12 protein-coding genes are annotated in these 14,018 nt (G+C 62.9%); 5 read left to right on the top strand and 7 right to left on the bottom strand.

From position 1 onward, the window contains the following. Positions 1-139: 139 nt before the first annotated feature. Positions 140-337, bottom strand: a complete 198-nt coding sequence (locus PP263_RS09890) for a hypothetical protein (protein WP_183462729.1) — start codon at positions 335-337, stop codon at positions 140-142. 377 nt (positions 338-714) lie between these two features. Here PP263_RS09890 and tnpA point away from each other — a divergent pair, with 377 nt between their 5' ends. From tnpA to PP263_RS09870, 4 genes are all read left to right on the top strand, one after another. Continuing rightward, a complete protein-coding gene (gene tnpA / locus PP263_RS09885) occupies positions 715-1,149 on the top strand; it encodes an IS200/IS605 family transposase (RefSeq protein ID WP_308368259.1) in 435 nt (144 codons plus the stop codon). A gap of 231 nt (positions 1,150-1,380) precedes the next feature. Beyond that, positions 1,381-3,483: a TonB-dependent siderophore receptor gene (locus PP263_RS09880; protein ID WP_308368258.1), complete on the top strand. Its 2,103-nt coding sequence runs from the start codon at positions 1,381-1,383 to the stop codon at positions 3,481-3,483. A gap of 213 nt (positions 3,484-3,696) precedes the next feature. Then, positions 3,697-4,875: a PepSY domain-containing protein gene (locus PP263_RS09875; protein ID WP_308368257.1), complete on the top strand. Its 1,179-nt coding sequence runs from the start codon at positions 3,697-3,699 to the stop codon at positions 4,873-4,875. After that, a complete protein-coding gene (locus tag PP263_RS09870) occupies positions 4,872-5,048 on the top strand; it encodes a hypothetical protein (protein WP_308368256.1) in 177 nt (58 codons plus the stop codon). Before PP263_RS09875 ends, PP263_RS09870 begins: the two co-directional genes overlap by 4 nt. Here PP263_RS09870 and PP263_RS09865 read toward each other — a convergent pair. From PP263_RS09865 to pyrC, 6 genes are all read right to left on the bottom strand, one after another. Then, positions 5,045-8,236 carry a DEAD/DEAH box helicase gene (locus tag PP263_RS09865; RefSeq protein WP_308368255.1) on the bottom strand — a complete coding sequence of 1,064 codons (3,192 nt, stop codon included), beginning with the start codon at positions 8,234-8,236 and terminating at the stop codon, positions 5,045-5,047. The genes PP263_RS09870 and PP263_RS09865 overlap by 4 nt on opposite strands. A gap of 101 nt (positions 8,237-8,337) precedes the next feature. Next, positions 8,338-8,667 carry an AzlD domain-containing protein gene (locus tag PP263_RS09860; protein WP_308368254.1) on the bottom strand — a complete coding sequence of 110 codons (330 nt, stop codon included), beginning with the start codon at positions 8,665-8,667 and terminating at the stop codon, positions 8,338-8,340. Next, a complete protein-coding gene (locus tag PP263_RS09855) occupies positions 8,667-9,377 on the bottom strand; it encodes an AzlC family ABC transporter permease (protein ID WP_308368253.1) in 711 nt (236 codons plus the stop codon). Before PP263_RS09855 ends, PP263_RS09860 begins: the two co-directional genes overlap by 1 nt. Positions 9,378-9,645: 268 nt before the next feature. Beyond that, positions 9,646-10,485: an AraC family transcriptional regulator gene (locus PP263_RS09850; RefSeq protein WP_308368252.1), complete on the bottom strand. Its 840-nt coding sequence runs from the start codon at positions 10,483-10,485 to the stop codon at positions 9,646-9,648. Positions 10,486-10,541: 56 nt separating this feature from the next. Next, the gene (gene rnt, locus PP263_RS09845) at positions 10,542-11,201 is read right to left on the bottom strand and encodes a ribonuclease T (protein ID WP_308368251.1); all 660 of its coding nucleotides are present in this window, start codon (positions 11,199-11,201) and stop codon (positions 10,542-10,544) included. 151 nt (positions 11,202-11,352) lie between these two features. Next, positions 11,353-12,393, bottom strand: coding sequence for a dihydroorotase (gene pyrC / locus PP263_RS09840; protein ID WP_308368589.1), 1,041 nt, complete (start codon positions 12,391-12,393; stop codon positions 11,353-11,355). 291 nt (positions 12,394-12,684) lie between these two features. On the opposite strand from pyrC, the gene PP263_RS09835 reads away from it, so the two are divergent. Beyond that, positions 12,685-13,905: an argininosuccinate synthase gene (locus PP263_RS09835; protein WP_308368250.1), complete on the top strand. Its 1,221-nt coding sequence runs from the start codon at positions 12,685-12,687 to the stop codon at positions 13,903-13,905. Positions 13,906-14,018 lie beyond the last annotated feature (113 nt).

The raw sequence follows: 14,018 nt of genomic DNA, 5'->3' as shown, positions 1-14,018 counted from the left end.
ACAACCGGAAAGACCCGACAAAAAGCCGGGTCTTTCTGAAGAGCGGGATTATAGCGCCCCGCCGGGGGCGCGGTAAGTAGCGGGAATAATTCCAGCGGGCGCCTACCCATCCACGGGAAACCGCTTACAGACGATTGTCTCAGGCCCTGTTGGAGAGCCTCCACAGCCAGATGCACAGTATTGCGAGGATTATCAGCGCCAGCACGCTCGGCCAGACGGGCATGGGTGCGCCGCCAACCAATACTTCCGGGGTGGCGAATACCCGCCACAGCTGGCCCAGGGCCATCAGCCCGAACAGCACGCTGGCCACGCGCAGGCCACCTCTCGGAGTGTTCATCTTCTGCCTCCTCCGCATCGGGAAAACCGCATTTTCACCGAATGGTAGTGTCCAGGATGGCGACTCCGCTATTCCGGTGCCATTTTCCCGTAGGAGCGGCCGCTGGCCGATCAGGGGCAGGCGCCCGCTCCCAGTAATTTCCGCCGCTGCTGTACAGGGTGTTCCGGCCCCAGATGGACTCGGTGCTGCTTTCATCGCCATCGCCGTGCCGGAGCAGGCGGCCAGCGATGCGGCGCAGGAGGCGTCGTCGTCCCGCTAATTAACACATAGGTAAACCACCGCCTCTGGCGGTGAGACTTGACAGGGCTCTGCCGTTCAGTCGTGCAGGGTAGAGAATATGGCCTCCCATGAACCGGCAAGTTCTATTAGGAGGCCATATGAGAGATTGGCAGAGCCAAGCTCACGTCAAGCATTATTGCAGGTATCACGTAGTATTTGTCCCGAAGTACCGAAAAAAGGCGATATTTGGGACTTTACGCAGAGAGATCGGAGCCATATTCCGTGATCTTTGCCGCCAAGCGGGAGTTGAGCTAGTTGAGGGTTATGCAATGAGGGACCACATCCACATGTTGTTAATGATCCTTCCGAAGTTCAGCGTGGCTCATACGGTAGGGCTTCTGAAGGGCAAGTCGGCGATTCGAATATTTCGTGAGTACTTGCAGGTGAAGAGAAATTTTACCGGTAGGCATTTCTGGGCCAGAGGCTACTGTGTTAGCACGGTTGGCTTAGATGAGCAGATGATTCGAGAGTACATCAAGAATCAAGAAAGTGAAGAGCGCCGTCAGGAGCAGATGAGACTGATGGGGCTGTAACATAGCCCCCTCTGGGGGCTTTCATCATACCACCCGCTCTGCGGGTGGTTGCTGATTGAGACTACCCCCCCCTGGATATTGGGGCACTCGTCCAGACGGAGAGGATCGGCGCCGTGCTTTGGTGGCACCATTTACCTCATAAATAGTAATCAATATCATTTGCATTTGATTTATCTTTGCATACAATCCTGCCCGCCTTCTTCCAATAATCACACGATGTGAGGTATGCCCATGAACCCCAGGCTAAGCGCCTTCGCCTCCCTGTCTCTGGCAGTAAGTCTCGCCCTGCCGTCGGTTGCCCAGGAAGCTGAAAGTCGCTCGGATGAGTCCGGCGATATCGAAGAAGTGTTTATCGTCGGCGTGCGCGAGAATCGCACCAGCAAGGGCGCAACGGGCCTGAACCTCGACCTCAAGAGCACGCCTCAATCCATCAGCGTGGTCGACAGGGAACTGATGGATGCCTTCGGCGCCAGCAGCATCAACGACGCGCTGGATCTGGCCACCGGTATCAGCGTGGAGAGATGGGAGACCAACAGAACCAATTACCTGTCCCGTGGGTTTGAAATCCAGAACACCCAGGTGGATGGCGTCGGCCTTCCCAACGGCTGGGGCCTGGTGCGCGGCGCGACGGATTCCTTCGGTTACGAGAAAGTGGAGATTATCCGGGGCGCCAACGGCCTGCTGACCGGTGTCGGCAACTCGTCCGGCACCATCAACTACGTGCGGAAGCGGCCTGCCAACCACGCCCGTGGGCAGCTGGGGGTTACCGCAGGCTCCTACGACCGGGTCCGGGTGGAGGCGGATTATTCTGCGCCGCTCAGCGGCAGCGGCGACTGGGCTGGCCGCCTGGTGGCGGCGGCGGAGGATTCCGGTTCCCACCTGCGCGGGGTGGAGAACGACCGTACTTTTATCTACGGCGTGGTCGACGGCCAGTTGACGGAAAATTCCACCCTGGCCGCGGGCTATTCCCACCAGGCGGCAAACACCGTCGGCGGTATGTGGGGCGGCCTGGTATTCGCCAACAGCGACGGCACCCAGGCGGAGTGGGGCACGGATGCGTCCACCAGCCAGGACTGGACCTACTGGGATACGGTCAACCAGACGGCCTTTGTGGAATACAGCTATAGGCTGCCGTCGGATTGGGAGCTGAAGCTCTCCTACAACTACCGCGGCTTCGAGGACGAAAGTCAGCTGTTTTTTGCCTATTCCACCACGGGCCTGGACCCGAAGACCGGCACCGGCCTGCTGGGCAATCCGGGCAAGTGGCCGACGGAGGACGAAGCCCATCTGTTTGACGCCGGCCTCTCCGGGGAGTACGAGCTGTTTGGTGCCATCCATGAAGCTGTCCTCGGCGCCAGCCACTCGGCCAGCGAGCGGGACCAGTACTGGCACCCGGTGGATACCGCGGACCCCGCCTTTGGCGCGCTGCCGGGTTTTCCCTACGGGGGAGATGTGGTTGCCGAACCCGCCTGGGGGGACAAGACCCTGTGGGACCAGAGCGAGCAGACGCTCTCCCGGGTCTACGGCGCTACCAGGCTCAAATTTGGCAGCCTGAGTATTATTCCCGGCTTCAACGCCGTCAGTTACGAGCGTTCGGTGACCAGCCTCCGCGGCGATATCGACGAAAGCGAGGTCAGCCCCTACCTGGGCCTGACCTATTCAGTCACCGGCAATATCTCCGTTTACGCCAGCTATTCGGATATCTACCAGCCGCAGGATCAATACGATATCGACGGCGTCTACCTGGACCCCACCAAGGGCGTGAATTACGAGCTGGGGGCCAAGGCCGACTGGCTGGATGGCCGCCTGCTGGCGACGCTGGCGGTATTCAAGGCGGAACAGCGCGGGCTCGCCACCTATGCGGGCCTGAATCCCGATACTCTCCAATATTATTACGAGGGTGCGAACATCGATTCAGAGGGTTTCGAGATAGAAGTTTCCGGAGCGCTGAACGAGTACATGAACCTGGTGCTCGGCTTCACCTCCCTCGAACTCGAAGACGAGGCCGGTGACGATAGCTACACCTGGGTGCCGCGGAAGACCGTCAACTTCTCCCTGAATGCGACCCTGCCCCAGCTGCCGGACGTTTCACTGGGGCTGGGCGGCAACTGGCAGGCGGAGACCTCCAAGGTGGATTCCTATACCGAGGTGGAAATAGAGCAGGGCGCCTACCTGCTGCTCAACGCTTTTGCGCGCTGGGATATCGACGCCAATTCCCGTCTGCAGCTCAACGTGAACAACCTTACGGACGAGAAGTACATCACCAGCCTGTACGAAATCGGCTATTACGGTGCGCCGCGCAATATGGCGGTGAGCTACCAGTACACTTTCTAAGAGCCTGTTTAGAATCTCGCGAAGAACTCTCCAGGGCGGGCGGGGTGCCTCTTTCCGGGACCGTATGAGGCATGGATGCCGATTACGAGCGTACAGGGACGTATTAAAGGGGGGCGCCCAGCCCGTGTCCCGGAAAGAGGCACCCCCGCCCGACCCCGCGCTGGGCGTGCAGCACCATAGAACGTAAACAGGCTCTAAGGGGGGCTTGGTGAAATGAAGGCGCAATCCATCCGCAACTGGTACCTGGTCCACAAGTGGACCAGCCTGATCTCCACCCTGTTTCTGTTGATGCTGTGTGTCACCGGCCTGCCGCTGATCTTCTACCACGAGATAGATCACGCCCTGGGCAATTCGGTGGAGCCGCCGGAGATGCCCGGGGTTGCCGCGACGGCCAGCGTCGACGATATCGCGGCGGCGGCCGCCGCGCGCAGACCGCAGGACGCGGTGCAGTACCTGTACCGGGAGCCTGAGGAGCCGGAGGCCTGGTACGTGGGGATGGCAAAAACGGTGGACGCCGCGGAGGCCACGGCCTTCTTCATGTACGACGCCCGCACCGGGGAATTCCTTCACGAATATCCCCTCCAGCAGGGATTCATGTATGTGTTCTACCGCCTGCACCTGGATATGTTCGCCGGGCTCGGCGGCACCTTGTTTCTCGGCTTTATGGGATTGCTGCTGGCGGCATCGCTGGTGTCCGGCGCAGTGGTCTACGGCCCGTTTATGTCGAAGCTGAAGTTCGGCACCGTGCGCCGCAACCGCTCGCCGCGGCTGAAATGGCTGGATCTGCACAACCTGCTCGGCATCGCCACCCTGGTGTGGGTGATGGTGGTCGGCGTCACCGGCGTGATCAACACCCTCGCGCTGCCGATATTCGGCCAGTGGCAGAACAGCGAGCTGGCGGCGATGACCGAGGACTACCGGAACGACGCCGTGTCCGAAGGTATGGACCACTCGGTGGTGCGTGCACTGGAAACAGCGCGGGCGGCGGCGCCGGAGATGGAGCCAAGCTTTATCGCCTTCCCGGGCAACCCTTTCGCCAGCCCGCATCACTTCGGCGTCTTTATGCAGGGGAATACGCCGTTTACTTCCAAGCTGATGACGCCGGTGCTGGTGGAAGCGGCCAGCGGCGAACTGACGGCGGTGGCGGAGATGCCCTGGTACGTGACCGCGTTGCTGCTGTCCCGCCCGCTGCACTTTGGCGATTACGGCGGCCTGCCGTTAAAAATTCTCTGGGCCCTGCTGGACCTTATCGCCATCTTGGTACTGGGCAGCGGCGTCTATCTGTGGGTGAAGAAGCGCAACGTTTCCATCGAGGAAAAACTCGCGGGGCTGCGCCCGGCTGAAAAAAAGTTCCCGCCGTTGGCGGCGCGGCAATCACAGGAGGCGCTGTGAGCAGGAAATTGACCCGCTCCCGGATATGGGGCGCGCCCATAGTGTTGGGGGTGCTCAGTGCCGCCAGCCTGTTGGCGGCGCTGCTGTCCGACGGCGCCGGAGATTGGCTGGCCTGGGCGACGCTGGCGGTGCCGGTAGTTGTCAGCGGTTGGTATTCTTTTCGGGAGAGTTAACGAAACAGCTCCAGAATCTCCTCCCCGCTCAACCGCGACAGCGCGCTGCCTTCGCCACTGAGCAGGGCGTCGGCGAGGGACTGCTTGCGCTGCTGCAGTTCCTGGATGCGCTCCTCGATGGTGCCCTCGGCGATCAGCTTGTAGACGAAAACCGCTTTCTGCTGGCCGATGCGGTGGGCGCGGTCGGTGGCCTGGTTTTCCGCCGCCGGGTTCCACCAGGGGTCGTAGTGGATCACCGTGTCCGCCGCGGTGAGGTTGAGGCCGAAGCCGCCGGCCTTGAGGCTGATCAGGAAGAGCGGCACCTCGCCGGACTGGAACAGATTGATCGCCTCGTCCCGCTTGCGGGTGCGCCCGGTGAGTTTGCTGTGGGCGATGCCGCGCTTGTTCAGTTCGCGCTCGACAATCGAAAGCATGCTGGTGAACTGGGAAAACAGCAGTATTTTGCGTCCCTCGGCGAGCATCTCCTCGAGCATTTCCAGCAGTGCCTCCAGCTTGGCGGAATGCTTGACCTTGGCCGCGCTGGGAATTTTCACCAGCGCCGGATCGCAGCAGATCTGGCGCAGCTTGAGCAGGGCGTCCAGCACCTGGATATGGCTCTTGGCCAGGCCCTTGTTCTGCAGCAGCTTGCGCACGGCTTTTTCCATGCTGGCGCGCACCGTCTGGTAGAGTTTCTGCTGGCTGCTACCGAGAGTTACCGTCTGTACGATTTCCGTCTTCGGCGGCAGTTCGCCGGCCACCTGCCCCTTGGTGCGCCGCAGCATAAAAGGCGCGGTGCGGTTGCGCAGCTGGCGCTGGCGTGCCTCCTCGCCGTGCTTTTCGATGGGGTTGCGGTAGAGACGGTTGAAGGATTTGTCATTGCCCAGCAGTCCCGGCATCAGGAAATCGAATTGGGCCCAGAATTCCCCCAGATGGTTTTCCAGCGGCGTGCCGGTGAGACACAGGCGCTGCGCGGCGCTGTACTGACGCAGCGCCTGGGAGACCTTGGCGCGGGGGTTCTTGATCGCCTGGGCCTCGTCCAGCACCAGCAGGCTGAAGGGGTGGGGGGCCAGAATCTCGGCGTCCCGCTGTGCCAGGGCGTAGCTGGTGATCACCAGGTCGTAGTCGGCGAGTTTGCGCAGTATTGGCTTCCTGTCGGTGCCGTGGCTGATTGCGACCCTGAGACCGGGAGTGAATTTCTCCGCCTCGTGCAGCCAGTTGCCCAGGAGGCTGGTGGGGGCGACGATCAGTGCCGTCGCGGGCAGTTCGCCGCGCTCTTTCAAGTGGAGAATAAATGTCAGGGTCTGCAGGGTTTTGCCCAGACCCATGTCGTCCGCGAGTATGCCGCCGAAGCGGAAGCGGTGCAGAAAGGCCAACCAATTGAGGCCCTCTTTTTGATAATCGCGCAGCTCGGCCCGCAATCCCTGTGGCGGCGCCACCGCTTCGATGCCCTGCAGGTTTTTTAGCTGCTGCGCCAGGGCGCGGCGCTCCTCGCCGCCACTCCACTGGAATTCGCGTTCGCCCAGCGCGTCCTCGAGTTGGCTGAGAGGTGCCAGGTTGTGGTGGTGCAGCCTGAGGCGGCCGTCGGCGTCGAGATCCGGCTCCTCGTGCAGCTCAATCAGGGTATCGAGCACCGGGCGCAGCCAGTCGCTGGGGATATTCAGCCACTTGTCCGGTTCCAGTTCCACCATCAGCCCGCCCTCGGGCAGTTGGTCCCCATATTCGAGGGCGCGCACCAGCAGCGGCAGCAGGGCGAGTTGTTCACCGCCGAAATTGACCCGGATGCCGAGGCTGTCTTCTCCCAGCTCGCCCGACAGGCTGTCGGCGCGGGTGATATTGAGCTGGAAACTCGGGTCCGTTTCCACCCGCCAGCCCTGTGCGCGCAGGGCTTCCGCGTCCCGCTCGAGGAATTCCTGCCAGCGCAGCGGCGAGGGGAGCATCTCGTCGTCGGGCAGCAGGAAGCCGATATCGCCCGGGTCCCCGGCGGACAGGCGGTAGCCGGTGAAGCCGCGCCTTTCCAGTTCGTCCTCGGCGTCGCTCTCGAAATCCCCGTTGCGCGCCAGCAGCCGCTGGCCATCCGCCGTCTCCACCATCTGGGTGGACCGCGAAGGGAAGGCCGGCACGCGGTGCTCCCCATAGAGGAAATACAGACTGGCGTAGAGGAAGCCCTGGGGCTCCCGGCGTGCCAGCCGCAAAAGCGGCACCGGCTTGCCGGCGACGTTGGCGGGTTGCTCCACTGGAAGCGGCAGGCTGTTGGCGGGCAGCTCCTCCGCCAGCAATTGGGCCGTTTCCAGTCGCGAGTGCTCCGGTACCGGGGGCATTTCCTGCAGCAGCAGTATCTGCTCGCCGGTGAGGGGGGTGTTGATCGGGCCGCAGAGGCCAGTTGCCAGGTCCAGGTAGTGGGGCGGTTCGGTGACGGCGACCAGCCACTCACCGGTGCAGTCTTCGATCGCAGCTTGCAGCCGCGTCTCCCCATCGGCGTCCTCCCAGGTGAAGGTCAGGCGGCGCTCGCCGCCGGCGGTGACAGGGATATTGCCGGAGGCGAGGAAGGCGCGGCCCGTGGCCAGTATTTCTGCCAGCGCGAGGGCGCCGAGGCGGCCGTCGGGGGCGAACTCCCAATTCGCGTTGCCGCAATTCGCGAGCAGTTCCGCGATGGTGCTGTCCCGGGCGGAAAGGTGATCGTTGCTGTTGTAGGACCAGGGGTTGCCGGGAATGGCTATTATCTTGCCCCAGCCGCCGTTCTTTCTGCGCCTTACCCGGCGCATAGCCACTTCGAGTTCGCCGTCGCTGTCGCTGTCGCGGTCGAACAGGTAGATCACCCGCTGGTCGCGGCGCTCCGGCAGCGGGGTGGAAGTTCGACTGAGGGCGTGCAGGCGCCGCTGCCAGCCGGACAGGGCGAAATTGCCGTTAGAAGCGTTGCCGCTTTCCAATTGCTGCATGACGGTCAGCAGCGCGGCGGCTACATGTTTGCAGTTGTGCCCTACCGGGCAGTCGCAGTAGCCGCTGATACGCGCCTGCCGCTGTCCCGGGGTCAGGTGGATTTCCTGTTCGTAGACGTCGCCGCCGGCCACCTCGCTGTAGACGACGCCGGCTTCCCCGTCGACCCTGATGTCCGTTACCCGCTGGTCCTTAGCGTACTGCTGGCCGCGCTGAAAAGCGCCGGCGCCACAGGCGGCGAGTATGGCACCGCGGGTGACGGTCGGTAACGGCATGGGAATGGCTCCGTGCGGGGAAAAGGCGAAATCCTATGCCAGTGTCGGGGAGGTGTCGAGGGGCTGGCACCTGCCGCGATACCCGGTCGGCAAAACCGCCTTCAGAGCGGCAACTGGCCCAATGCCCAGCGCAACAGGAAGAACACCAGCAGCCCGCCGCCGATGGTCGCCAGCAGGTGCCGGCTGAGGGCGGCGATGGCGATGGTTGCCAGCCCGGCCAGCAGGTAGGCATTGTCCGGGCCCAGGGACCAGTGCTCGCCGTCCGGCAGCAGCATGCCCGGCACCACGATGGCGGTGAGCACCGCGGTCGGCACGTAGTGCAGGCCCTGGCGCACCAGCGGCGGGAAGCGCAGGTCGGGAAAGGCGAACAGGCTGTAGCGGATCGAAAAGGTGATCGCCAGCATGCCGAGAATCAATAGCCAGTTGTCCATCAGGCCAGCTCCTCCACCATCTGTTCCTTGCGCCGCTCCAGCAACACGCCGACGGCTATCCCGCTGAATGCCGCCGCCATCAGGCCGAGCTTGTACGGCAGGCCATGACAGGCCAGGGCCACCGCGGCCGCCACCAGGGCTGCCGCCACCTGGGGGCTGTTGCGCAGCGTGGGCACGACGATGCCGATAAAGGTCGCCAGCATGGCGAAGTCCAGCCCCCACGCGCTTAGATTTGGCACGCTCTTTCCGAACAGTACGCCGATCAGGGTACTCAGTTGCCAGTTCAGGTACATGGCCAGCGCCGCGCCGAAGAAATACCAGTGCTTGTTCGGCGAGACATCGGCGTCGGTATAGCGATGCAGTACCACCGCGTAGGCCTCGTCGGTCAGCCAGAAGGCCAGCGGCATCCGCCAGCGCTTGGGCAGATGGCGCACGAAGGGCTGCAGGCTGGCGCTGTAGAGGGCGTGGCGCAGGTTGACGACGAAGGTGGTGAGCAACAGCACGATCAAGCCGGTGCCGGCGTTGAGCAGGCTGATGGCGATAAACTGGGCCGAGCCGGCGAACACCAGCAGCGACATGCCGAGGGTCTGCCAGGCGCTCAGCCCGGCGGCGCCGGCCAGGCTGCCGAAGATGATGCCGAAGGGCATGGCGCCGAGCAGCATCGGCAGCATGTCGCGGGCGCCCTGGGTGAATTCCTGCAAGCGGGTCATGGACGTTCTCCTCCTGACCCGGAAGCCTACCGCTACGCCATCGCCGGGTCTTGAACGATCTTGCGCAATGGCTTGTAAGAGCCTGTTTGGAATCTTGCACAGGGCTCTCCGGCCGGGCGGGGTGCCTCTTTCCGGGACCGTATGAGGCATGGATGCCGATTACGAGCGTACAGGGAAGTATTTACAGCGTGTCCTGGAAAGAGGCACCCCGCCCGGTCCCGCACTTAGGGTGGGAAAACGAGGAATTCAAACAGGCTCTAAGAGATATCTACCGGCTGCGAGTGCCGCAGGCCCTGCGGTATTCGCCGGGGCCGACGCCATAGGCCTGCTTGAACTGGCGGGTCAGGTGGCTCTGGTCGGCGAAGTCAAGCTGCAGGGCCACGTCGAGCGGCGCGCAGCCGTCCTTCAGCAGGGCGCGTGCATGCTCCAGGCGTCGCTGCCTGAGCCAGGCATGGGGCGGCAGGCCGGTGGCGCGGCGAAAAACCCGGGCGAAGTGGAACGGCGACAGGTTGACCGCCGCCGCCAGTTGCTCCAGCGATGGCGGCTCGGCCATACGGCTGCTCAACAGTTCCTTCGCCAGCGCCACCGCCTGCGGCTCGCGCCCCGGCGACGGCGCCTCGGGAATATGGGCATGGCGCTGGAACAGCAGGAGGATCGCCTCGCGCCAGGCGGTCTGTTGCTGCAAGGCGCTGGCGCCGCCGTCGAGCAGGCGGTGCAGCTGGGCAAAGCGCCGGTGTAACTGCGGGTCATGCAGCACGCTGGCCGAGAATGTGGGCAGCCCCCTCCGGCCCAGCTGCAGCTCCTCCAATACTCCGACAACCTGGGCATTGTCCGGGTAGAAACCGCGGTAACTCCATCCCTGCTCATGCGCCTTGGAGCCGGTGTGCACTTCGTCGGGATTGATCAGCACCATGCTGCCCACCGGCGCCAGGTGTTCGCCTCCCTTGTGACGGAAGCGCTGGGCACCCCGCTCGATCACCGTGAACACAAAGCCTTCATGCACATGGGGGGCGAAGCGCTGCTCAAGATATTGCGCGTGCAGCAACTCCACTCCGCCGAGCTCGCGGGATTGCCAGAAACGGGTCTGTTCGCTGCTGCCCTTGGCCATCGTTTACGCGCTGAATTCTTTCGGTTGTTGCTTGCGGCCAGTGACCGTCGAACAAGTCACTCGCCGCTCGATTCCTGCAGGGGCCATCCGCCCAGTTCCCGCCATCGATTCACGATACCGCAGAACAGTTCCGCGGTTTTCTCCGCGTCGTACTCGGCGGAGTGGGCGCTGCTGTTGTCGAACTCGATACCGGCCACCTGGCAAGCCTTGGCCAACACCGTCTGCCCGTAGGCGAGGCCGGCGAGGGTGGCGGTGTCGAAGCAGGAAAAGGGGTGGAAGGGGTTGCGCTTGATACCGCAGCGCTCCACGGCGGCGTTGATAAAGCCCAAATCAAAATGGGCATTGTGGGCCACCACCACGGCGCGGGTGCAGCTGTGTTTCTTTACCGCCGCGCGCACCTTGCGGAAGAGTTCCGGCAGGGCGATTTCCTCGGGGAGGGCGTCGCGATCCGGAGATTCCAGGTCCACGCCGATAAAGTCCAGTGCCGACTGCTCGATATTGGCGCCCTCGAAAGGGTCCAGGTGGAAGCTGTGGGTTTCCACTGGTTTGAGTACGCCGCTGTCGTCCATATCCAGGATCACCGCGGAGATTTCCAGCAGGGCATCGGTGCGCGCGTTGAAGCCCCCGCTCTCCAGGTCCACCACTACGGGCAGGAAGCCGCGAAATCGCTGTGCCAGAAGGCTCTTGGGTCCGGTGGGTTCTTCCGCGGGGGTCACTTGGGGTCCTTAAAAATCAAAAATCTGACTTGGTTTTGAAGCTTATTTGTAGGATGGGCAAAGGAGCGAAGCGACGTGCCCATCAGCGACGGTGTATTGATGGGCACTTCGCTTTGCCCATCCTACGATCTTTCCCTGCAGGAGGCCCCGATCATGCCAACCGCCAGCTCAATACCTCCCCGGCGGCCAGAGGAATCAATTGCTCCTCGCCCATGGCCAGGCTCTCCGGCAGGACCCAGGGCCGCTTCTCCAGGGTGATGGTATCCGTGTTGCGCGGCAGGCCGTAGAAATCCGGGCCGAACTCGCTGGCGAAGCCCTCCAGTTTGTCCAGCTTGCCGACGCGGTCGAAAACCTCGGCGTAGAGCTCGATGGCGCTGAAGGCGGTATAGCAGCCGGCGCAGCCGCAGGCAGTCTCCTTCTTGTGCTGGGCGTGGGGCGCGGAGTCGGTGCCCAGGAAGAATTTCGGGTTGCCGCTGGTGGCCGCTTCGATCAGCGCGGACTGGTGGTAGCTGCGCTTGAGGATCGGCAGGCAGTAGTAGTGGGGCCGGATGCCGCCTACCAACATGTGGTTGCGGTTGTACAGCAGGTGGTGCGCGGTGATGGTGGCGCCCACGCCGTCGCGGGCCTCGCCGACAAATTCCGCAGCCTGGGCGGTGGTGATATGTTCCAGCACGATTTTCAGCTGTGGAAAGTCGTCCACCACCCGGGACAGGATCTTTTCGATAAACACCCGCTCGCGGTCGAAGATGTCGATATCCGCGGTGGTGACTTCCCCGTGCAGCAGCAGTTTCATGCCGCAGGCCTGCATGGCCTCCAGCGCCGGGTAGATGTTGGCGATATCGGTGACGCCGGAATCGGAGTTGGTGGTGGCGCCGGCGGGATAGAGCTTGGCGGCGACCACGCCGGCCTGGTGGGCCTGGCGGACGATTTCCGCACTGGTCCGGTCGGTCAGGTAGATCACCATCAGCGGCTCGAAGGGGTTGCCCTCGGGAATCTGCTTGCGGATGCGCAATTGGTAAGAGACGGCGTCTCCCGCATCCACTACCGGCGGCACCAGGTTGGGCATCACGATGGCGCGGCGAAACTGCCTGGCTGCGTCGCCCACGGTGCGCGGGAGGGCGGCGCCGTCGCGCAGATGGATATGCCAGTCGTCCGGAGTGCGTAAAGTGACGCGGAGGGTGGGTTGCTCCATCATAGGCTGTGGTCAAATGGCCGGTGGTTAGTGGATGCGATCAGCGCCGCGAATGCTACCCGAAGCGCGGGCAAATTGCGATGAATTGTCTGGTTAAGAAATGTACAATGGCGAGTCGGTAGCCTGCTGGCGCTAGTCGTCCGCGAGTTGAGGCGCTACAATCGCGCCCCGAAAAAGGCGGGCCAATCGCCTGTCCTGGGTACACTTCCAACAATAACCCCTCCCAGACCGACACTCACCGGGGCGTGGTAGCGCTCTGTGTGGCGGCTTATTTCCCAGCAGAGGACAGCAATGAGCAAGATCGACAAAGTGGTACTAGCGTACTCCGGCGGACTGGACACTTCCGTGATTGTGCGCTGGCTGCAGGAAACCTACGGCTGCGAGGTGGTGACCTTCACCGCCGATATCGGTCAGGGCGAGGAAGTGGAACCGGCGCGCGCGAAGGCGCAGGCTCTGGGGGTGAAGGATATCTATATCGACGACCTGCGCGAGGAGTATGTGCGCGATTTCGTCTTCCCTATGTTCCGCGCCAACACCATCTATGAGGGCGAGTATCTGCTGGGCACTTCCATCGCCCGCCCGCTGATCGCCAAGCGCCTGATCGAGATTGCCAACGAGACCGGTGCCGACGCCATTTCCCATGGGGCCACCGGCAAGGGCAACGACCAGGTGCGCTTTGAGCTCGGCGCCTATGCGCTCAAGCCGGGTATCAAGGTGATCGCCCCCTGGCGGGAGTGGGATCTCACTTCCCGCGAAAAGCTGATGCAGTACTGCGAACAGCACAAGATCCCGGTGGACTTCTCCTCCGGCAAGAAGAAATCCCCCTATTCCATGGATGCCAACCTGCTGCATATCTCCTATGAGGGCGGCATCCTGGAGGACCCATGGGCGGAAGCCGAGGAGGATATGTGGCGCTGGAGCATGAGTCCGGAAGCGGCACCGGATGAGCCTGTGTATATCACCCTGACGTTTGAGAACGGCGATCCGGTGGCCATCGACGGCGAGCGCCTGAGCCCGGCGACCCTGCTGGAGAAGCTGAACAAGCTGGGCGGCGCCAATGGCATTGGCCGCCTGGATATCGTCGAGAACCGCTACGTGGGCATGAAGTCCCGGGGCTGCTATGAAACTCCCGGCGGCACCATCCTGCTCAAAGCGCACCGCGCCATCGAGTCCATCACCCTGGACCGGGAGGTGGCACATATGAAAGACGAGCTGATGCCGCGCTACGCCAATCTGATCTACAACGGCTACTGGTGGTCCCCGGAGCGCCGCATGCTGCAGGCGGCCATCGATGAGTCCCAGCAGGTTGTCAACGGCGAGGTGCGCCTGAAACTGTATAAAGGCAGCGTCAGCGCCGTGGGCCGCCGTTCCGCGGAGAGCCTGTTCGACGAGCGCATCGCCACCTTTGAGGAGGATGCCGGCGCCTATGACCAGAAGGACGCCGAGGGCTTCATTAAATTGAATGCCCTGAGACTGCGGATTGCCGCCGGTAAGGGACGCAAATTGATATAGATCAGTTCCCGCCGGCAACGGGTGCGTTTAAATCCCTGCCGGTGAGTTACATCTGTGTACCCGGCCGGGCAGTTCGCTGCGTCGGATTGTTCCAGGCAATCCGGTCGCCGGCA

Origin of the sequence: Microbulbifer sp. TB1203 (assembly GCF_030997045.1) — a bacterium.
Taxonomy (GTDB): domain Bacteria; phylum Pseudomonadota; class Gammaproteobacteria; order Pseudomonadales; family Cellvibrionaceae; genus Microbulbifer.
This window is presented reverse-complemented; position numbering and strand designations above follow the sequence as displayed.